This window comes from Salibacterium qingdaonense, from assembly GCF_900114715.1.
GTDB lineage: Bacteria > Bacillota > Bacilli > Bacillales > Marinococcaceae > Salibacterium > Salibacterium qingdaonense.
The window spans coordinates 1-20,600 of sequence record NZ_FOTY01000011.1; the positions used below are offsets into that span (position 1 = coordinate 1).

Here is a 20,600-nt window from a genome sequence, read left to right on the forward strand (position 1 = left end):
GGTTCTCGCATCCCGCGTTTCAACGTCCCATCCTTCGTCCTTTTTCGCTTCTCTCACCGGGTTATCCAGCAGGGTGAGAGCTTCTCCCACCAAATCACTGAACCAACGGAACATCAGCTGCTGCAGCTTTTCTTCCATATCCAAAACATCCGGTGTTTCTTTCAATATCTCGTGCATTTCTGCTATAATGGGTTTCATGAGAAGGCCTCTTTTCACTCTGTATTTGCTCGCTAGGCATACATTGATGATAGAGGACCTTCTCTTTTTTTGCCACCGATCAGCTCTCGCAACTACCGAGAACTATTTTACACATACATTCTACACCTTGTAACAGAATTTTAATGTACTGAAACTTGAATTATTAAAAAATTGATTCTATACTGAAAATAGATTCATCAAGATAGATGAGTAGATGGATATAGTGTTCGAAGACGGCATGTATAAAGGAGGTCTGTCATGACTGATAAAAAGTTCGCCTATCTTTATAATGGCACGGAACGGCAGATTACCGTCGGCACTTCCGACACCATCGAACGAATGCAGGGTGGAAATACGCACATTCATTATGCAGGAACCGAAGAAGAACTGGCAGAAGATGTGCATCCATATTACAAGCAGGAATACATCGTCACGATGGCTAACCGGCTGCACGATTTTGAAGACAAATTATTTTTATAGAAAACGGCCTGTTCTCCTGTTTAGGGAAACAGGCTTCTTTTGGTCAGGATTCTGTTTTTCTGCTTCATAAAGAATGTCCACTCATTTCCTGAAAGAATGAAATGAGTTTTTAAATAATATAGTCATCTGATGACCATATCACTTATTGTAATCGGTGTCATTCTTGTTTACAATAGTATAATAGATTGGATGGATAACAGACTAAAAGGGATTGTGCGGGGTCTGTCCTGCTTTAAAAAGCGAAGGAGGAACGAATATGACCGATAATCAAACGACAACCGAAGTTATTCTCATTGGTGCCGGCATCGTGAGTGCGACACTGGGAACACTTCTGAACAAGTTACAGCCGGACTGGCATATCACCATTTTTGAAAAGCTCGACACAGCAGGAAAAGAAAGTTCGAACGAATGGAATAACGCAGGTACAGGGCACGCAGCTTTGTGTGAATTAAACTACACCGTCGAAAAGCAGGATGGCTCCATTGATATAAGCAAGGCAGTTAAAATTAATGATCAATTCCAGGTTTCCATGCAGCTCTGGTCTCATCTGGTAAAGACAAATGATATTACAGATCCCCGGGATTTCATCCGTCCCCTGCCCCATATAAGTTTTGTGTCCGGGGAAAAGAACACAGCCTTTTTAAAGAAAAGGTATGACGCCTTGTCCAACCACCCCCAATTTCAGGGCATGGAATTTTCCGAAGACCCTGAACGCTTAATGCAGTGGATACCTTTAATGATGGAGGACCGCACTTCTGAAAAACCTGTTGCGGCAACAAAAGCCGGCCACGGAACAGATGTCAATTTCGGTGAATTAACGCGTCAGCTTCTGGACAGTCTGGCTCAACAGGATAATGTAGATATTCGTTATAATCATACGGTGGATGATCTCAACCAATTGGAAAACGGGAGCTGGGAAGTAAAAGTACAGAATACAAAACACCACACCCTGGAAGAACATACAGCCGATTTCGTATTTATCGGTGCCGGAGGTGGTGCGCTGCCGTTACTGCAGAAAACAGGGCTCCCTGAGAGCCGGCATATCGGCGGCTTCCCTATCAGCGGCGAATTTCTCGTTTGTCATAATCCAGAAGTTGTCAAACAGCACGACGCCAAAGTGTACAGTAAAGAACCGGAAGGCACACCGCCCATGACAGTTCCCCACCTGGACCGGCGGCATATCGAGGGGAAAGACACTCTGCTGTACGGACCATTCGCCGGCTTTACGCCGAAATTTTTAAAGACCGGTTCTTACATGGATTTATTATATTCTGTTAAACCGAACAACACCCTTACCATGCTGGCAGCGGGCGCAAAGAATATACCGATGATTAAATACCTGGCCAAACAGCTGAAAATGTCCAAGGAAGAACGAATGGAAGAGCTGCGTCAATTCGTTCCGAATGCTAAAAGCAGGGATTGGGATATCCTGGTGGCAGGTCAGCGCGTGCAGCTGATTGAAGATACCGAGAACGGCGGCCGGGGAGCTCTGCAGTTCGGCACAAAATTGATTCATTCTGACGATCAGTCGCTCGCGGCGCTTCTCGGCGAGTCCCCCGGAGCTTCGGTGTCAGCTTCCATTATGCTGGAAGTCTTGGAAAAGTGCTTCCCGGATCATCTCGAAGCATGGAAGCCTAAAATTAAAGAAATGATTCCTTCTTACGGCGAATCACTCGAGGACAATCCTGATTTGCTTGATACTGTTCATGTTTCAACTTCACGCACCCTCGGCTTGACCGATGCCAAAACGTAAAAAGCCGTATTCGGCTGAAAGCTGATTCCTATGGGAAAAGCAGCCCCATCTGTCATTTGACGGGGCTGCTTTTTTTAGAAAGATCCATTTACTGGAGCTCTGCTGCGGTTGTTCTTGGCCGCAGCGGTTCGGTGGACACTAAACCACCCGGCAGTGCCCATAGCATCTACGGAAGTACTGTTCGTGGACACTATTACTCCCCTGCCGGCAGATAGTGTCCATGGACTTCCGCCGGCACCTATTACTTCCTGCTTTCAGCGGCATAGTGTCCACAAAACAGTGATTCGTGTACACTATTCCCTTATTTTTCGACGGCAGTGTCCACAACCCGCTCAGCCCTCGTTTAAAATCAACTGCTCCCGGTTGTCTCTGGTGACAGCCGGGAGCAGTTTTTCAGCGGACATGCCGCGTATTATTTTTAGTCTTTGTTTTTCCATTTCTGCAGAGCTTCGGCGAGGGCCGGGTTGGCGATGCCATCGTCCTCCTGATTGTTCAGGTATTTATTCACGTCCTGCTTCGACGCTTTGTCCTGCTTTTCCTTATTACGCCGTTCCACAAAAGATGATTCTTTTTCTTTATACCCGCAGCGGCAGACGAAAATCTTTCCATCCCCTTCCCCGCGCAGCTCCATTTTCTTCTTGCAGTTCGGACAGCGGGCGTTGGTCGACTTTGCGATGTTCTTTTTGTACCCGCAGGAGCGGTCCTGACAGACTTTCATTTTACCGTTTTTGTTTTTTACTTCAAGCATCAATTTGCCGCATTCGGGACACGGCGTTCCAGTGACATTGTCGTGTTTGAACGACTGCGAACTCTTCTTTATACCGTCCACAATTTCTCCGGCATAGGATTTCATCTGATTGATGAATTCCTTCTTATTCAGGTTTCCCTTTTCAATATCATCAAGCTGCTGTTCCCACTCGGCCGTCAGTGTAGCTGATTTCAGTTCTTCGGGAACAAGGTCGAGCAGCTGCTTTCCTTTTGAGGTAACATGAAACGCATTTCCTCTTTTTTCAAGCAGAAAAGAGTTCTGGAGCTTATCGATAATGTCGGCCCGCGTCGCGACTGTACCAATGCCGCCTGACTGCTTAATTGTTTGAAGGAGTTCCTTGTCTTCTCCCTTCATAAACCGGGCCGGGTTTTCCATCGCCGAAAGCAGTGCCGATTCCGTCAGCGCCGACGGAGGCTTTGTTTCTCCTTTGTCGAGTCCGCTTTTCACGAGGTTCAGTGTATCCTGTCCCTTGACTCCGGATGGAATGCTGTTCTTTTCTTCGTTTTCTTCCGAATCATACACCGCTTTCCAGCCTGTTTCGAGCACCTTTTCTCCTTTTGCGGCAAACGGCTCTCCGCCGATCTCTGCCTGCAGGTCCGTCATCTCTTTTTTCTGCGGCGGGAAGAATGCTGCGAGAAAACGGGTGACGACCATCTCATACAATTTCTTTTCTTTATCGGACATTTTTGGGTATACCGGCGCTTCTTCGGTTGGAATGATGGCATGGTGGTCGGAGACTTTGCTGTCATTGAACATCCGGCCGGCCATCTTCCACCCGTTTTTGTTGATGGTCAGCACATTTTTCGAAAACGGACGGACATCGACGGCTTTCAGTCTTTCTTTCATCGTGCCTTTTAAATCGGAAGAAAGATAGTTCGAATCTGTCCGCGGATAGGTGAGCACTTTGTGCGTTTCGTACAGCCGCTGCAGGACACTGAGTGTCTCTTTGGCGGAGTACCCGAAGCGCTGGCTGCATTCGCGCTGCAGTTCGGTTAAGTCGTACAGAAGCGGCGCATCATTCTTCTTTTCTTTTCGCTCCACCGACGTGATAACGGCCGGCTTGTTTTTCACTTGTTGCTCAAGCTGTTCCGCTTTTTCTTTGGAAAACAAACGGGTATCGCCCGATTTTGAATGTTTCCACCAAAACACGGGTCCTCGTTCCGCCTTCGCATAAAGCTGATAAAACGTGTCGGGCTTAAATTCTTTTATTTCCTGTTCCCGGGACGCCACCATCGCAAGAGTCGGCGTCTGCACTCGACCGCAGGAAAGGGAGGCATTGAACTTCGTCGTCAGCGCGCGGGTGGCGTTCATGCCGACGTACCAGTCCGCTTCGGCTCTTGCCTGAGCCGCTGCATAAAGCGAATTGAATTTCCGCCCGTCGTGAAGGTTTTGAAAGCCCTGTTTTATGGCCTGATCGGTTACCGATGAAATCCAGAGCCGCTTGATTTTTTTCTTTGTGTTGGCTTTATCGAGGATCCAGCGCGCGACAAGCTCGCCTTCGCGGCCGGCGTCAGTGGCGATAATCACTTCACTGACATCATCACGGGACAGCTGTCTTTTTACCGTATTGAACTGTTTCCCGGACTTATTGATCACAGACAGTTTCAGCTGCTCCGGCAGCATCGGCAGGTCTTCCAGCCGCCACGTCTGGTACTTTGCGTCGTACGTATCCGGTTCCGCGAGGCCGACAAGGTGGCCGAGCGCCCACGTTACGATATACTTCGACCCTTCAATAACACCATTTTTTTCGTTCCTGCATCCCAGCACTCTGGCAATATCTTTTCCTACCGATGGTTTTTCGGCAAGAATGACTGATTTACTCATCGATCAAAATCCTTCCTCTTCTGTTCTCTCTCCCTCTATTTTATCATATCCTGCTTTTTAAAGGTTGACGGATGCAGAACGTCATCTTATGGTAGGATTCACACTGTTGTCAAATTTTCACCATGGGTATAAAGGGGGCGGGGACATGCGTGTCAGTATTCAAACGAAAATTATAGTACTTATCTTATCCCTGCTCACATTTATCACCGTTATTTTATCCGGTTTCTTTGCCTACATGGAGTTCCGTGACATTGAGGACAGACTAGGAGATAAGGCGTTAAGTACAGCAACCTACGTCGCAGGTTCACCTGTTGTCAAGGAGGCTTTCCGTTCCCCTGATCCAAGTGAAAGACTCCAGCCTTATGCCGAACGAGTCCGTAAACAGGCTGGGGCTGAGTTTGTTGTCATAGGAAATGAAAGCGGTATCCGTTATGCCCACCCGGATGAATGGAAAATCGGCAGACATATGGTAGGTGGTGATAACGCCAGAGCTCTTCAACATGGTGAATCTTACATATCCAGAGCAGAAGGAACACTTGGGCCTTCGCTGCGTGGTAAAACACCGGTTCGAAATGACAATGGTGATATAGTAGGAATCATATCTGTCGGTTTTTTAATTGAGGATCTGCGAAGTACTGTGCTGCAGCGCCTCGGGGTTCTAGGACTCCTTACCTTTCTTGCGATTGGATTCGGAACGGTTGGAGCCATATTCCTATCCCGCAGCATCAAAAACGATATGTACGGACTCGAACCGTATCAGATTGCTGATCTATATGAAACACGTCAATCTACACTGAAAGCCATACGAGAAGGGATTATCGCCATCGATACAGATGGAAACATTACGACGATAAATGACTCGGCTGCTGACATGCTGGGCTTAAAGAGCCATGTTGAAGGAGTCCCGGTAACGAGTATCCTTCCCAATTCAGTCATGAAACGAGTACTGCAGCATGGAGAACCGGAATTCAATCAGGAACTGTCGATGAACGGTAAACTTTTCATTGTGAACCGCGAACCAATTTATCATAAGAATACTATTGCCGGGGTGGTCGCAACATTCCGGGATAAAACAGAGATGATGGAGATGGCAAATACATTGTCGGACATAAAAAAGTATTCGGATGATCTCCGCTCCCAGAATCACGAGTTTTCAAATAAGCTCTATGCCCTTGCCGGCTACCTCCATTTAGGTAAAAACAAGGAAGCTGTGCAGCTGATTGAAGAAGAAACAGTTAATCAAGAAAAACAGGCATCCATTTTATTTCATCAGATTAAAGACAGTGCGGTCCAAGCCATACTCACCGGCAAAGCCGGCCGTGCTTCGGAAAAGAAAGTCGACTTACAAATCGATGAATCGAGCCAGCTCGATCCGCTTCCGCCTCATATCAGTCAAAGCCATTTAATATCCATTCTTGGAAATATTATCGATAATGCTCTTGAAGCAGTATCATACCAGGAGAATCCTGTTGTGTCCTTTTTTGTAACCGACCTTGGCCGCGACATTGTATTTGAGGTCTCTGATAACGGCCCAGGTCTTCAGGCTGATATCACTGAAATACTTGAGAAAGGCTTTACTACGAAAGACGGTTCTCAAAAAAGAGGATACGGCCTCGCTATTATTCAGGAAACTGTTCATGGTTTGGGTGGAATGATGGAAATCGAGAATGGAACAGAAAACGGAGCCGTATGCTCCATTTATATTCCGAAAGAAGAAGGGAGCGCAGCAAAGCCATGATACATACAGCTGTTGCAGAAGACGATTTCCGCATCGCATCCATTCACCAGGAACTTGTAGAGCGTGTCGATGGGTTTCAATGCAGCCACCAGGCATTGAACGCCAAGGAGACGATGGAAATACTGGATCAGCATCCGGTCGACCTTCTCCTTTTAGATATTTTTATGCCGGATGAACTTGGAACCAATTTATTCAGTCGAATCCGCGAGAATTTTCCGGATATAGATATCATTATTATCTCTGCATCTTCCAGTACCACTCACGTGCAGAAATCTCTCCGATACGGGGTTTTTGACTATATAGTGAAGCCAGTGTCTCTGGAAAGACTGGAACAGACGCTGCAGAATTATCTTGCTTTCCGAGGACTTTTAAGTGAGGACGGGGAAATGACACAGTCTCATATCGATCAACTCACCTTCCATCAGCCTCCCGATCCACCTTTAGAGCAAGTAGAAGTAAATTCCGAGGAACAGCTCCCTAAAGGTATAGACCCACTTACCCTGCAGTCCGTACGCAAGAAAATGAATGAGATGAAAGAAGGAGTTACCGCCGAAGAGATGGGAACATTTCTAGGAGCCTCCCGCACCACTGCAAGACGCTACCTCGAATACCTGATATCAGCTGATGAAGCAGAGGCCAAACCAATATACGGCATCGTCGGCCGCCCGGAACGTAAATACTTTCAAAAATAATCCCGCTTTGCAGAGCGGGGTTTTTTATGTCTGTAAAAGGCCTGTTCATCTTAACCTCCACCCCCTCGATTCCTTTTACCCTTTTATTTTTCAGAACCACCATGAACAGAATGAACATTATTCGTTTATTGTTTTTTATATCGTTTAAATTGAAAACGATTACATAAACCGCTGAATCTTTTATGATGTGTACAGTTATTTAAACAAAGGGGGTTTCTTAATGAAAAAATCACTGGTTTTATCTTTAAGTCTTTTCACGGTACTGGGTCTCGCCGCCTGTGGAACAGAAAATTCGGGTTCGAATGAAAATGGAAGCGCTTCCGGTTCGTCCGGACAGGAAAACTGGACACCACAGCAATCTCTTGAAATCGTTGCTCCCTCCGGAGCCGGCGGAGGCTGGGATACAACTGCACGTATGGCTGCCGAAGGATTCGAAAGTGAAGGCATCATTGATAAAGGCATTGGTGTGGTAAACAAAGAAGGCGGAGGGGGAGCCATCGGCTGGTCTTATATCGCTGAGAAAGCCGGTAATCCTCATCATATGTTTGTTTCATCCCCCCCACTTCTCTTGGTTCCATTAAACGGGCAATCTCAGTACGGATTTGAAGATTTCACTCCGATTGCCAATATGATTTCTGATTACGGAGCTTTCGCAGTCCGGGATGATGCAAAGTGGGATAACCTTAACGAACTGTTTGACGATATGAAGGACAATCCTGAAGATATAACGGTTATCGGGGAATCTTCACCAGGCAGTATGGACCACATCCAGTTCGTTAAAATCGCCAAGGCTGCCGGTGTTGATCCACAATCCATTAAATATGTATCGGCACAGGATGGGAGCACAATGACTAACCTGCTGAACGGCAACGCGGATGTCTATTCTTCGGGAGTAACAGAAACCATTGAGCAGGTTCGCGCTGAAGAAATACGGGTTCTCGGGGTTACCGCGGAAGAACGGCTGGAAGGCGATGTAGTCAGTGAATTCCCGACTGCAAAAGAGCAGGGTATTGATGAAACATTTGTAAACTGGAGGGGATTCTTCGGTCCACCTGATATGACAGAAGCACAAATCAGTTACTATGAGGAAAAATTCAAAGCATTGAGTGAGTCTGAACACTGGGCCGACACGCGGGAAAAATTCGCCTGGAATGAAATGTACATGGACAGCGGGGAATACACGCAGTTCCTGAAAGAAGAAAAAGAATCCATGCAGCAATTATTAAATGAATTGAACATTTCAGGCGGATAACACTTAAACTACTTGTGCCGTGATCGCATTCCGGTCACGGCTCTGTCTTACTTACCACCATTATAAAGGGGGTGCTGCCGGTGTTGAAGCCGGTCCACCGGAAAGCCAGTCTATTTCTCATTGCTCTGGCCGTTTTTTACTTAATTCTCGCCTATCGACTGGAAAGTTTCACAGCAGGACCGATCGGCGCTGATACGATGCCGAAAATTCTGGGGTGGCTCCTTATTCTTCTGAGTGTCATTCTGTTCTTTTTCAAAGACCAGGAGACAGAAGAAGAGAAACAAAGCAGGCGTATCGCAAAAAACGATCTTATAAAGATGGCAGGAGTACTGCTTCTTACTTTCTGTTATATCTTTCTGCTGGAACGTGTCGGTTTTATTGTTACATCGTTCTTGTTTATCTGGCTTTGTTCCTGGTTCCTTGGCTATCAAAAACATGTCAAAAACATTGTAACGGCAGTCTTGTTTCCAGTTGTTTTATACAGTCTTTTTACATTTATGCTCGGTATCGCACTGCCATCCGGCATTTTGCCGTTTTAGAAAGGAGGACAGATCATGGGTTCATTGGAAGGAATATTAAGCGGAGTACAACTTGCGTTTAGTTTTCAGGGATTATTATTTGTATTCTTAGGGGTCGTAGCAGGAACCCTGATCGGCATGATGCCGGGTCTTGGTCCTATCAGCGCCATTGCGATCATGATTCCGATTACGTATAACATGGATCCGGCTGTTGCGCTCGTGCTGATGGCAGGTGTCTATTACGGAGCTGTTTTCGGTGGATCGACTTCTTCCATATTGTTGAATGCACCGGGAATTTCCGGGACGGTCGCCACGACATTTGACGGGTACCCCATGGCACAACGGGGAGAAGCCGGAAAAGCCCTTGCCATTGCCGCCATCTCCTCGTTTGTCGGAGGAACAATCAGCGTTATCCTGCTGATGCTTTTTGCTCCGGTGCTGTCTAACATCGCTATTCAATTCGGCCCTGCCGAGTATTTTGCTTTAATGGTACTGGGTCTTACAGCAATATCCAGTCTGGCTGATGGTTCCACCATCAAAGCCTTGATATCAGCTGTAACCGGCATTATGGCCGTTACAATCGGTATTGACAGCCAGACAGGGACGACACGGTTCACATTCGGTAACCCTAACCTTCTCGAGGGAATTGATTTTCTTGTCGTCGCTCTCGGGTTGTTTGCTATTGCTGAAGTATGCGCTCTTATTATCAACCGGCATGAATCACCAGAGCGAAACGGCTCCATCGGAAGTCTAAAGTTGACGAAAAAAGACCTGAAAGACATGAGCGGTCCTATGGGAAGGCAGTCGTTTCTTGGTTTTATTCTTGGTATTCTTCCGGGGTCCGGAGCTACTATCGGCTCATTTATGGGATATATCTCAGAGAAAAAGATCGCTAAAAATCCAGAAGAATTCGGAAAAGGATCGGTCAAAGGAGTCGCCGCTCCGGAAACGGCCAATAACGCAGCAACGAGCGGAGCCTTTGTGCCGCTTCTCAGCCTCGGCATTCCGGGATCCGGCACTACGGCTGTGCTGCTGGGGGCACTGCTTGTCCTCGATATTCAGCCGGGACCGCTTTTAGTTCAGGATCAACCTGCATTGTTCTGGGGTGTCATTATCAGCATGTATATCGGCAATGTTTTTCTATTGATTCTGAATCTGCCGCTCATACCCTACATTGCAAAAATACTGGCGATCCCACGTCCGATGCTGATTTCCATGGTAATCATGTTTAGTATGATCGGGGTTTATGCCATCAGTTTCAACACATTTGATTTGTACCTGCTTTTGATTTTCGGAGCCATCGGATACATTATGAGGCTTTTCAAATTTCCAGCTGCCCCTTTCATTCTTGCCTTTATTCTCGGTGGGATGATGGAAGAATCATTCCGGCAGGCGATGACGATATCGAATAACGATATCACCGTGTTCGTCACCCAGCCGATTGCAATGAGTCTTTTACTTATCGCCCTCTTATCGTTTATTGTGCCGATCGTACAGAACACACGCCGCAAAAAAGCGGAGCAGAAATAAAACGGGAAACCACAAAAAAGCGCCCCGGTCCGGGACGCTTTTTTTCATTATTTCGCTTCGGTGTTAATGGTTACTTCGATGTTGCCGCGTGTTGCCTTGGAATACGGGCAGACTTGATGGGCAGCGGCTGTGAGCTCTTCTGCTTCTTCCTGGGAAACGCCGGTTATCTCCACGTTCAGTACAACACTGAGTTTAAATCCGTTGTCGGTTTCGTCTTTATTAAGGTTGACTTCACCGGTGACTGTGGAATCAATGTCCTTTTTTTGGTTCTTTGCGACAAGGTTCAACGCACCGTCATAGCATGCGGAATAGCCTGCTGCAAACAACTGCTCCGGGTTGGTGCCTTCATCAGAGCCGGTTCCCGGAGTGACAAGGTTTACATCAATTTTTCCATCTTCTGTTTTTACATGACCGTCACGGCCGCCTTCTGCTATTGCTTTTGCTGTATAAATTGCCATACAAATCACCAATCCTCTTCGTATATTTTTTAGTTATAAGTATCTAAGCTGCACAGTGATATATATTTCACGTTTCATCGCTGATTAAACATAAAATTGATGATTTTCTTTCTGCAAAGAGAGGAACTGCTTTAAAAAATTTGATATAATATAGTTTAGATATCAGGGCAAAGGAGTCAACACATATGCAAAATCCCTTTTCTAATCCAATCTCCATAGATCTTCTTATGAAGACTCTGGATGCCGCAGGCTCAGGTATTATCATTACTGACCCTGAAAAAAATGACAATCCCATCATTTACGCAAATGAAGGTTTTTTTCATGTTACCGGCTACAAAGCAGAAGAAGTCCTCGGATTCAACTGCCGCTTCCTCCAGGGAACAGATACCCCGCAGAAGGAGATTGATAAAATCCGGCATGCCATCCAGAATGTATCTCCTGTATCCGTCCAAATTCTGAACTACAGGAAAGACGGCACAGCGTTTTGGAATGATCTTCACATGGAACCTGTTTACATAGAAGAAGAAGATAAACATTATTTCGCCGGTGTACAAAAAGATATAACAAAGCAGCGCTCGGCTGAAGAAAAAGCCGCCGGCTACAACAAAGAAATTCAACTGCTTTCTGCGCCCATCATTCCCATTGCTGATGATATTTTTGCCCTTCCGGTTATCGGTAATGTGGATGACGAACGGCTGCAGATTATATTCGATCAAACCACTGAAACGATTCATTCCTCCAAAGTGGGAGTGCTTATTCTTGATTTGTCCGGCCTCACAAGTCTGAATGAGGAGACGATCAAAGGTCTCTTCAACCTGTATCATCTCGTCCGCCTGCTTGGTTCTGAACTTGTCATCACCGGCATCTCCCCTCATATGGCAATGAAGTCGAATCATCTGAACAGCGGGATCAGCAACATCAGAATTTTTTCTACGATTAAAGATGCTGTGAAGGTATTGCAGGAGAGTGATTAAATGTTGTAAAACATTTTTCGTTCAATGCTTGCATTTATTTGAAAGCCATGATAAGATGAACTTGCTATTTTGTCACCTAAGATTGTTGGAATAAATTTTCCGGGCAATCGTAGCGTTTAGCAAGATAAGTAATTTATTTGGTGCGCAAAAAGCGTACACAGGAGGATCACATGGAACAAGGAACAGTTAAATGGTTTAACGCAGAAAAAGGCTTTGGATTTATTGAACGTGAAGGAGCAGACGACGTATTTGTTCACTTCTCCGCTATTCAGGAAGAAGGTTTCAAAACACTTGAAGAAGGCCAGCAGGTTAGCTTCGAAATCGTTGAAGGCGACCGCGGTCCACAAGCTGCTAACGTAAACAAACAATAATGACAACAAAGATATGAAAAGGACCCTCCACGCGGAGGGTTCTTTTTACGTTTGAGGGTTTAATTCGACGGTTATGCCTGCCTCGTTACAGCTCCACCGCGCCATCCGTATAATATGTCACACAGGAACATAATCCTTATTTTTCCATTTAAGAATAAAAAAACGGCCGGGGTCTTTCCTTCGCGAAAAACTCCGGTCTTCTTTTTCTTCTTTAATGTTTATGAAAGTGATCAGAAAACAGAGCCATAAACGCCTGTACCACTTCCACCGATTGAAAGGTAAACAAACTTAACGCTGTCAGCGAAAACAATCCGACAGCAACAGCTCTGAGGTGCTGCATCACATGTAAGACAACCATCACGTATCCCTCCTGTATTATCTATTATATTCCGGTATTCCCCCATTGAAAAGCAATATGCTCAACTTTTGACTTTCCCGGCCGCTGCACGCTGCAATACCTCCAGAAAAGGTTCTCCATATGTTTCGAGCTTCTGCCTGCCGACTCCTTTGATTTCCATCATCTCCGATTCCTCCTGCGGCAGATGACGGCAGAATTCTTTCAATGTTTTGTCCGAAAACACCATATAAGGAGCAACACCGTGCTGTTTAGCCAGATGCAGGCGCAGCTGTCTCATTTCTTCAAACAGCGGATCTTCGCTGCTTACGGTTTCCGCTGTCAATGTTTCCTTTCTCATCACCCGGTCTGTGCCCCGCAATACATCTATCGCTGCGTTTGTCAGGGTGAGAACCGGATAAGCCCCGTCAGACAACGAAAGGTAGGCATGAGCAGCAAGAAAATCAATAAAGGCGGCGACGTCCTTCTGGGTTCTGTTCTTCATCAGACCGTAGGTAGGGAGTGTATGAAGATTCAGCGTACGGATTTTTTCATTGGATGACCCTGCCAGAACCTGAGCCGTCATCACTTTCCCGAACCGCTCCCGCATACGTTTCACACACGAAAACACCATCTGCGCTTCTTCGGTCACATCTTCAAGCGTCCGGTCATCGGTACAGTTCAGACACCTGCCGCACGGCTCCTGCGGCTCTTCCCCGAAATAACGGAGCATCTCATTCTGCAGGCAGTCTTCAGTATGGCAGTAATGAATCATCTGCCTCAGCTTGCGGTATTCTTTATCTTTTCGTTCTTCGTCAAGATGGGACTGATCGATCAAAAACTGGTGCGTGCCTGCGTCCTGCGGCGAGAAAAGCAGCGTGCAGTCTCCAGGATCACCGTCGCGTCCGGCACGACCCGCTTCCTGATAATATGATTCTATGTTTCTTGGCATGCGGGCATGAAGAACAAACCGGACATTGGATTTATTAATCCCCATTCCAAACGCTGTGGTTGCTGCCATGACCGTCACTTCATCATACACAAAACGCTCCTGCGCCAATTCTCTTTCGGCCGGTTCCATGCCCCCGTGATATTTTTCCACGGCGATGCCTTCTTTGTGCAGCATCTCCCAGAGCTTCTCTACTTCTTTTCTCGTGTTCGCATAAATAATGCCCGGATGTTGTTTACGTTTCTTGACGTAATCGATGATATAGGCCTCCCGGTTCTGACCCTTCACGACAGAAAACGTTAAATTTTCACGCGCAAATCCTGTTTTCACCATTTGGTCCGGCGGGATGTCCAAAGCATGCGATATGTCCTGTGCCACCTGCGGGGTTGCTGTTGCGGTGAGAGCGAGGACTGCTGTGTCACTGCCTGTAAAGGAAAGGAATTTTGGGATTTCCATATACGCAGGCCGGAAATCATGACCCCACTGCGACAAACAGTGAGCTTCATCCACCGCCGTAAGCGATACCGGAATGGACTGGAGTTGACGCAGAAACTCCTGGTTGGACAGGCGCTCCGGTGCAACATAAAGAAGCCGGCACTCTCCCCGCCGGAGAGAATCCATCTGCTCCTGCATCTCGTCATAGGACAGCGAACTGTTGATAAATGTTGCTGGAATGCCGGCTTCACGCGCTTCATCCACCTGGTCTTTCATTAAGGAAATCAAAGGGGAAATGACGACGGTAATCCCCGGAAGTAAAAGGGACGGAATCTGGTAACAGACCGATTTGCCCCCGCCCGTCGGCATAATACCGAGCACCGACTGCCGCTGCATGACGTGATGCAGAATATTCTCCTGTCCATTCAAAAACGTTTCATAACCGAAATGATGCTGCAGTTTCTCTTTCGCTTCGTCCAGCATAACCGTCCTCCTGTTCTTCATCTATTATACTGCGCTTTCGCTCTATTGAAAAAGGGATTTTTCAACGATTAGTAAAGCGGACCGAAGGGAATGCAAAAACCAAATGCTTTTTACCCAAAGGAGGAGAAAATGAAAAAAATAATAGCAGCAGGCAGTGTTATGATACTGCTTGGCGCCTGCAGTCCCGCAGATAACGAAGAAGAACCAGACAGCGGAATGGAAAACGGTGCCTCCTCCGGTCCGGAAACAGACAGCGGAGACGAACCGACAGACGGGAATACGATTGATGACGCGTCGTCTGCCTTGTCAGCCGAAACGATTGCCTCCGGTCTGAATGTGCCGTGGGACGTGGAGGTTCATCAAAATTCCTTTTATATCACGGAACGGGGCGGAACTATAGTCCACGTGAATGAAAATGGAGAAAAAGAACGGCAGAATATCGAACTGAACGAGCCTGTGGCGGCTTCCGGAGAGGGCGGACTGCTCGGTTTTGAACTGGCCCCGGATTTCGCGCAGTCGCAGGAAGCATGGGTATATCACACATATGAAGAGGATCAATCACTGTCGAACCGGATTGTGTCGGTGACGCTTGAAAATGGAACATGGCAGGAACAGGACGTGCTGGTGGACGGTATTCCGGGAGGTGCAATTCATAACGGCGGACGCCTGAAACTCGGGCCGGATGATATGCTATATGCGACCGCAGGAGATGCCGGCAGAGAAAATGCCGCCCAGAACAGAGACTCCAAAGCCGGCAGCATTCTCCGGATGACACAGGAAGGAAACGTACCGGACGATAACCCGTTTGAGGGATCGTATATTTATTCCTACGGCCACCGGAATCCGCAGGGCATCTCCTGGAATGAAAACGGGGAAATGTACAGCTCCGAACACGGCTCCAATGCACGCGATGAAATCAACCGGATTGAAGCGGGCGCGAACTACGGCTGGCCGGAGATCACCGGGAACGAAAGCGCAGAAAACATGCGGGCCCCGCTCGTTCACTCCGGCTCGGACACATGGGCCCCGTCGGGAACAACGTTCGGTGAATCCGGCGCGTTTTATGTCACCGGCCTGCGCGGCACCCAGCTGATGCGTTTTGATGTGGAGAATGAATCAATGGAAGTCGTGTTCAGCGGACAGGGGCGGCTCCGAGACGTACTCCAGCACGACGGCTCCCTTTATGTAATCACCAATAACACCGACGGCCGCGGAAACCCCGGGAAAGAGGACGACCTTTTGCTGAGACTGAACGGCAGCTCCTGATCGCGCAGCCAAAACAAGCGACATATGATCCGGATGGTAAAGCCCGCTGTGCTGCCATCCGGATTTTTTAATGACTTACCAGCCAAATTTCTTTATTTACATGCCAAATGCCCGTTCATACATGCCAAGTGAAAGGCAATACCGTCCGAGTCATTTTTTACAATCCAACCGGAGCTGAATACATGCCAAGTCTCTCCCTTCACATGCCAAATCAACTGGAATACATGCAAAGTCCAAAAAACAACAGCGCAGCTAAAAAAGGCACCGGGGCATACACCCCGGTGCCTTCTTTCTTTTAAAATATTTTCTGCCGGTCCCGTTCTTCTTTCAGCATCTCCACTGCTTCCCGGAAGCGCTGGGAATGAACGACCTCCCGCTCGCGCAGAAATTTGAGTCCGTCGTTTAGATCCGGATCATCACTCATATCAATAATCCATTGATATGTAGCACGTGCCTTCTCTTCGGCTGCGATATCTTCATACAAGTCCGCAATCGGATCCCCTTTAGCCTGGATATAGGTCGCCGTCCAAGGTGCGCCGGCAGCATTGTGATAAAACAGCGCGTTATCATGATTCGCGTAATGAGCCCCGAGCCCCGCTTTCTCCATTTCCTCGGCAGTAGCATCTTTTGTCAGTTTGTACACCATCGTCGCAATCATCTCAAGATGCGCGAATTCTTCGGTACCGATGTCGGTCAAAAGCCCAATCACCCGGTCCGGAATCGAATACCTCTGATTCAGATACCGGAGGGCGGCGGACAATTCCCCGTCCGCTCCCCCGTACTGTTCGATTAAATACTTCGCGAGCATCGGATTACATGTGCTCACTTTCACGGGGTACTGCAGCTTTTTTTCATAAATCCACATACACAGCCTCCTTCATTATATCTGCCATGGCCACGGTGCCTGATTCCAGTTCCACGGATAACCGCTGTAGCTGTTACCGAACTGCTGCAGCGGACCGATGTACTGTTCGACTTTTGGAACGAGCATTCTGCGGTGGTAGGAGGCATCGTTGAACTGCTGGATTGCTGCATAATCTTCCGGGTGGGTATCAAGATAAAGGGTCAATTCGACGAGGACAAAATCCACCACCTGCAGTTCTTCCATCAGCGGGTAAAACTCTTTTGGGAGCTGCACCTGGCTGCTCATGACTCTTCCCTCCCCCAGTATCTGCCGTTGTACGGAGAAAACAGCGCCGGCCACAGCGTCCCGGCGTAAAGCGCCTGCTGCGGCGGATACTGCGGCAGATTGTACGGCTGATACCCAAGATAAAGTTCAGGCGGTGTTTCGTAGGATTTCACACGAATCGGCGGACACGGATCGAACGGACTGACATACGGCCGGTAATACTTCCGCTGGGTAAATTCTTTCATGTGCATACCTGCCTTTGTATAAAACGGATTACTTCACCTTATGCCGGATTATGTTTGATTAGAATGCTTTTCATTTTTCTTTTCTTTTTTTCAGCCATTTTTGCACAAAGCTTGTCTGATAGAGGAGATCCAATGCTGTGCTTATGATTAAGCCGTACAACACCACGCCGAGAATGCTGAGCAGGACGAGCAGAAAACGTCCAGCTCCGGTGACAGGATCAAAGTCCGAACGTCCGAAAAAAACGAGCGACAGCAGGCTGCTGGAGAAAGCGTCCCAGTAACTGACCAGCTCCGGCTCCAGGTGATAAAGCGGAATGATGGTGATAAATAAAAAACCAAACGCCGCAGATGCGACGAGTGCCAGGTTCTGCTTTTTCAGAAAGCGGATCAGCGGCATCGTATAATATTTCGTGATCGTCTTCAGGCGGAGAAGATGGAGGATTCTGGCGAAACGCGCAAACTGGAAGATGGCATCAAGCGGAATGACGGCAATGACTAGAAAGGGGTTGGCCTTGATAAACTGCCATTTGCTGTCGGCGCGCCAAAGCCGGTAGACAAAATCTGCGAAAAACACACCCCACGTTCCCCATATCAGATAATTATCCACCGCCGTGTCATACCAAAGCGTTCCGATCGATAACGCCGCGAGCAGCACCATGATAATTTCATATGTAATATCCAGATTGGAACGCTCAGTGTTTGCTGCAGTCATGCTCAGCCACTACTTTCTTTCGTATATAGGATAGATTGATTGTTTTATATCTAAAAAACCGGAGCAGGGCAGCTCCGGTTTTCATTACCCTCGATTTACTCAAGGTATTCCGCGAGTTCCTGGAGGAGGCGGGTGTAGACCTTCTGTCCTTTTTCAAACTGGGAAAGCCGGTAGAATTCGTTCGGTGCGTGCATGCCTTCATCAAAAACCGAGTAGCCGAGCTGAACGGTATGCACGTCAAGCAGCTGCTGGAGTAGTCCGGCAACAGGAATGGATCCACCGATACGGAGTTGGTGGGGGGATTTTTCCTCCACGTGCTGCACCGCTTCTTCCACAGCTTTCAGTCCGGGATGGTCTTCCGGGAGCATGTAAGGGTACGCTTTCCCTTCAAGCGGGAAGACGAGAGCATCCACTTCTGCGGGAGTATGGCGCTCGACGTGCCGCCGGATGAGATCAATCACATGTTCCGGATCCTGATTGGGCACCAGGCGGCACGTGACTTTGGCGTGGGACTCTGCTGGTATTACCGTTTTCACACCGATGCCCTGATAGCCTCCCCACAATCCGTTGATATCAAGGGTCGGGCGGATCAGCGTCTGTTCTCCCGGCGTGTAACCCGGCTCCCCGTACACCCGGTCCACGCCGGCCTTCTGCTGAAACGTCTCGTCGGAGCTGAAGGTAGCATTGATTGTTTCTTTTTCTTCATCGCTTCGTTCCATCACGTCGTCATAGAATCCTTCCACCGCCACGGTACCGTCCTCGTGCTTTAACGAATCGAGGATACGCGCGAGAGCCTGCGCGCTGTTTGGCACCGCGCCGCCGTACAGGCCGGAATGAAGATCGCCGCCAGCACTCCGCACATCAATCTGCACACCGGCGAGGCCGCGCAGGCTGACCATCGATGCCGGCTGGTCTTCTTCCATCCGCCCGGAATCGGCGCTGATCGCGGCATCAGCGCGCAGCAGTTCTTTGTTTTCTTCCATAAATCCGGCAAGCGATGGGCTGCCGATTTCTTCTTCGCCTTCAAACAGGAATTTCACGTTCACCGGCAGTGTGTTGGCGTCTTTCAGCCACGTTTCACACGCAATCACCGGCAGCAGGACGTTGGCTTTCATGTCTGTTGCGCCTCTGGCATAAATCCGTTCGTTTTCGATGACTGGTTCAAACGGCTGGCTGTTCCATAAATCCAGCGGTTCCGCCGGCTGCACGTCATAATGCCCGTAAAAAAGAACCGTCGGCGCCCCTTCGGCATGAAGCCAGTCCCCGTACACAATCGGATGGCCGTTTGTCTCCATCACCTTCACATGTTCAATGCCCGCGTGCTGCAGACGCGACGCCGTCCACTCCGCCGCCTGCTGCACACTTTCCTTGTATTCAGGCAGGGTCGAAATACTTGGTATCCGGAGAAACTCCGTTAATTCATCGATAAACCGTTTCTGATTGTCCGTTATATAGGAAAAATCCATGTCACTGCCTCCCTGTGATTTGCTGCTTTTATTGTACCATGTCATTTCTAAAAAAAATATTTAAAAACCCCTTGCAAAAATCAGGGGGCTCTTATATAATAGAATTTGTCTTGCGGTTGTGGCGGAACTGGCAGACGCGCACGGTTCAGGTCCGTGTGGGCATAGCGCCCTTGGAGGTTCAAGTCCTCTCAGCCGCACCAATTTTAACATGAAATGCAGGACCTATAACACAAAGCAGTGTTGGCTTAACAGTCAGCGCTGTTTTTTTGTATTATAAGTATGGACCCATAGTGAAAGTTTTCCGCGTTTTATACCATTTTTCAACATTAACGTAGTAACTGCATGATTTTGTCTTTTAACGGTGGAAGCTCTTTATCAATCACATTCCACACGATGTCATTATCTACGCCGAAATACTCATGAATTAATACGTTTCGGATTCCTCTCATCTCTTGCCAAGGAACATGAATGTGTTGGTTTCGAAAGTCTTCGGAAATATGCGTTGCTGCCTCCCCCTATGATTTCCAGATTACGAATCACTGCATCCTGTACCAATTTGGAACGGAAAAAGTCTTCCTTACCATTTGGAATATACGTTTCAATGTTTTCTATACACTCCAAAATATGAGTCAGATAAAGGTTGTCATCCTTCATAATTGTACAGCTCCATTTATGACATTTTCCTTGATACGCCAATGAACAGCGTTTTCCGTAACAACATCCACTTCTCTGTTAAACAGATATTCCATATCTTGTTTAAAACGTATCAAATCAAATAAACTTCTTCCTTCTTCAACATCAACTAACAGATCAAGATCGCTTGCAGAATTGGCTTCGGATCGCACAACGGAACCAAACACCCTTACATTTTTCATGCCGTGTTCCTGCGCTTTTTCCAAAACCACATCGCGCTTTTCCTGAAGATCGTCTAACATGCAAGTCCCTCACAATCTTCATACTTTTTTCTTGTATTCATTATACCATCTCCCAACAAATTTTTATGTTGGAGAGTATCTTTTAACAC

Annotated in this window: 23 protein-coding genes and 1 tRNA gene; 11 read left to right on the forward strand and 13 right to left on the reverse strand. The window is 47.6% G+C overall.

The features are described from left to right. On the reverse strand, window positions 1-198 hold a 198-nt coding region (locus BM058_RS09890; protein WP_143083009.1), incomplete at its 3' end, for a hypothetical protein. 258 nt (window positions 199-456) lie between these two features. Here BM058_RS09890 and BM058_RS09895 point away from each other — a divergent pair. Both BM058_RS09895 and mqo read left to right on the forward strand, forming a co-directional pair. Next, entirely contained in the window at window positions 457-678 is a 222-nt protein-coding gene (locus BM058_RS09895; protein WP_090926883.1) for a hypothetical protein, read from the forward strand. Between the two features lie 256 nt (window positions 679-934). Continuing rightward, window positions 935-2,431 (forward strand): malate dehydrogenase (quinone), encoded by a 1,497-nt coding sequence (mqo, locus tag BM058_RS09900; RefSeq protein ID WP_090926884.1) that lies wholly within the window; start codon window positions 935-937, stop codon window positions 2,429-2,431. Between the two features lie 418 nt (window positions 2,432-2,849). On the opposite strand, the gene BM058_RS09905 is transcribed toward mqo, so the two are convergent. Further along, window positions 2,850-5,024, reverse strand: a complete 2,175-nt coding sequence (locus BM058_RS09905) for a DNA topoisomerase III (RefSeq protein WP_090926885.1) — start codon at window positions 5,022-5,024, stop codon at window positions 2,850-2,852. A 145-nt stretch (window positions 5,025-5,169) separates the two neighbouring features. On the opposite strand from BM058_RS09905, the gene BM058_RS09910 reads away from it, so the two are divergent. From BM058_RS09910 to BM058_RS09930, 5 genes are all read left to right on the forward strand, one after another. Beyond that, window positions 5,170-6,762, forward strand: a complete 1,593-nt coding sequence (locus BM058_RS09910) for an ATP-binding protein (RefSeq protein WP_090926886.1) — start codon at window positions 5,170-5,172, stop codon at window positions 6,760-6,762. After that, the gene (locus tag BM058_RS09915) at window positions 6,759-7,454 is read left to right on the forward strand and encodes a response regulator (protein ID WP_090926887.1); all 696 of its coding nucleotides are present in this window, start codon (window positions 6,759-6,761) and stop codon (window positions 7,452-7,454) included. Before BM058_RS09910 ends, BM058_RS09915 begins: the two co-directional genes overlap by 4 nt. A 220-nt stretch (window positions 7,455-7,674) precedes the next feature. Next, window positions 7,675-8,706, forward strand: a complete 1,032-nt coding sequence (locus BM058_RS09920; protein WP_090926888.1) for a tripartite tricarboxylate transporter substrate binding protein — start codon at window positions 7,675-7,677, stop codon at window positions 8,704-8,706. Window positions 8,707-8,786: 80 nt separating this feature from the next. Continuing rightward, a complete protein-coding gene (locus BM058_RS09925; protein ID WP_090926889.1) occupies window positions 8,787-9,245 on the forward strand; it encodes a tripartite tricarboxylate transporter TctB family protein in 459 nt (152 codons plus the stop codon). Window positions 9,246-9,260: 15 nt separating this feature from the next. After that, the gene (locus BM058_RS09930; protein ID WP_090926890.1) at window positions 9,261-10,754 is read left to right on the forward strand and encodes a tripartite tricarboxylate transporter permease; all 1,494 of its coding nucleotides are present in this window, start codon (window positions 9,261-9,263) and stop codon (window positions 10,752-10,754) included. A 47-nt stretch (window positions 10,755-10,801) separates the two neighbouring features. On the opposite strand, the gene BM058_RS09935 is transcribed toward BM058_RS09930, so the two are convergent. After that, window positions 10,802-11,212, reverse strand: coding sequence for an organic hydroperoxide resistance protein (locus tag BM058_RS09935; protein WP_218151896.1), 411 nt, complete (start codon window positions 11,210-11,212; stop codon window positions 10,802-10,804). A 185-nt stretch (window positions 11,213-11,397) separates the two neighbouring features. Here BM058_RS09935 and BM058_RS09940 point away from each other — a divergent pair, with 185 nt between their 5' ends. Both BM058_RS09940 and BM058_RS09945 read left to right on the forward strand, forming a co-directional pair. Further along, window positions 11,398-12,186 carry a PAS domain-containing protein gene (locus tag BM058_RS09940; protein ID WP_090926891.1) on the forward strand — a complete coding sequence of 263 codons (789 nt, stop codon included), beginning with the start codon at window positions 11,398-11,400 and terminating at the stop codon, window positions 12,184-12,186. A 170-nt stretch (window positions 12,187-12,356) separates the two neighbouring features. Further along, on the forward strand, window positions 12,357-12,557 hold the full coding sequence (locus tag BM058_RS09945; protein WP_026703289.1) for a cold-shock protein: 201 nt from the start codon (window positions 12,357-12,359) through the stop codon (window positions 12,555-12,557). Between the two features lie 211 nt (window positions 12,558-12,768). On the opposite strand, the gene BM058_RS18240 is transcribed toward BM058_RS09945, so the two are convergent. Next, window positions 12,769-12,915 carry a hypothetical protein gene (locus BM058_RS18240; RefSeq protein WP_177195508.1) on the reverse strand — a complete coding sequence of 49 codons (147 nt, stop codon included), beginning with the start codon at window positions 12,913-12,915 and terminating at the stop codon, window positions 12,769-12,771. A gap of 61 nt (window positions 12,916-12,976) precedes the next feature. Further along, window positions 12,977-14,758 (reverse strand): DNA helicase RecQ, encoded by a 1,782-nt coding sequence (recQ, locus tag BM058_RS09950; RefSeq protein WP_218151897.1) that lies wholly within the window; start codon window positions 14,756-14,758, stop codon window positions 12,977-12,979. Window positions 14,759-14,887: 129 nt separating this feature from the next. Here recQ and BM058_RS09955 point away from each other — a divergent pair, with 129 nt between their 5' ends. Beyond that, a complete protein-coding gene (locus BM058_RS09955) occupies window positions 14,888-16,024 on the forward strand; it encodes a PQQ-dependent sugar dehydrogenase (RefSeq protein WP_090926892.1) in 1,137 nt (378 codons plus the stop codon). Window positions 16,025-16,319: 295 nt separating this feature from the next. On the opposite strand, the gene BM058_RS09960 is transcribed toward BM058_RS09955, so the two are convergent. The 5 genes from BM058_RS09960 to BM058_RS09980 form a co-directional block, all read right to left on the reverse strand. Continuing rightward, window positions 16,320-16,889 (reverse strand): manganese catalase family protein, encoded by a 570-nt coding sequence (locus BM058_RS09960; protein ID WP_090926893.1) that lies wholly within the window; start codon window positions 16,887-16,889, stop codon window positions 16,320-16,322. 15 nt (window positions 16,890-16,904) lie between these two features. Further along, complete coding sequence (locus BM058_RS09965; RefSeq protein WP_090926894.1) at window positions 16,905-17,174, reverse strand: spore coat protein CotJB; 270 nt, start codon at window positions 17,172-17,174, stop codon at window positions 16,905-16,907. Then, window positions 17,171-17,398 (reverse strand): spore coat associated protein CotJA, encoded by a 228-nt coding sequence (locus BM058_RS09970; RefSeq protein ID WP_407690173.1) that lies wholly within the window; start codon window positions 17,396-17,398, stop codon window positions 17,171-17,173. Before BM058_RS09970 ends, BM058_RS09965 begins: the two co-directional genes overlap by 4 nt. Before the next feature lie 70 nt (window positions 17,399-17,468). Beyond that, window positions 17,469-18,110: a hypothetical protein gene (locus BM058_RS09975; protein WP_090926896.1), complete on the reverse strand. Its 642-nt coding sequence runs from the start codon at window positions 18,108-18,110 to the stop codon at window positions 17,469-17,471. A 95-nt stretch (window positions 18,111-18,205) separates the two neighbouring features. Beyond that, complete coding sequence (locus BM058_RS09980) at window positions 18,206-19,576, reverse strand: dipeptidase (RefSeq protein ID WP_090926897.1); 1,371 nt, start codon at window positions 19,574-19,576, stop codon at window positions 18,206-18,208. A 112-nt stretch (window positions 19,577-19,688) separates the two neighbouring features. On the opposite strand from BM058_RS09980, the gene BM058_RS09985 reads away from it, so the two are divergent. Further along, window positions 19,689-19,776 (forward strand) — tRNA-Leu (locus BM058_RS09985). A 126-nt stretch (window positions 19,777-19,902) separates the two neighbouring features. Here the strand turns inward: BM058_RS09985 and BM058_RS18860 are convergent. From BM058_RS18860 to BM058_RS09995, 3 genes are read right to left on the reverse strand one after another with little or no spacing between them, the layout of a single operon-like run. Then, window positions 19,903-20,073, reverse strand: coding sequence for a HepT-like ribonuclease domain-containing protein (locus BM058_RS18860; RefSeq protein WP_218151899.1), 171 nt, complete (start codon window positions 20,071-20,073; stop codon window positions 19,903-19,905). Next, window positions 19,994-20,230 carry a HepT-like ribonuclease domain-containing protein gene (locus tag BM058_RS18865; RefSeq protein WP_407690174.1) on the reverse strand — a complete coding sequence of 79 codons (237 nt, stop codon included), beginning with the start codon at window positions 20,228-20,230 and terminating at the stop codon, window positions 19,994-19,996. The genes BM058_RS18860 and BM058_RS18865 overlap by 80 nt, the downstream gene beginning before the upstream one ends. Then, a complete protein-coding gene (locus BM058_RS09995; protein ID WP_090926898.1) occupies window positions 20,227-20,511 on the reverse strand; it encodes a nucleotidyltransferase family protein in 285 nt (94 codons plus the stop codon). The genes BM058_RS18865 and BM058_RS09995 overlap by 4 nt, the downstream gene beginning before the upstream one ends. Window positions 20,512-20,600 lie beyond the last annotated feature (89 nt).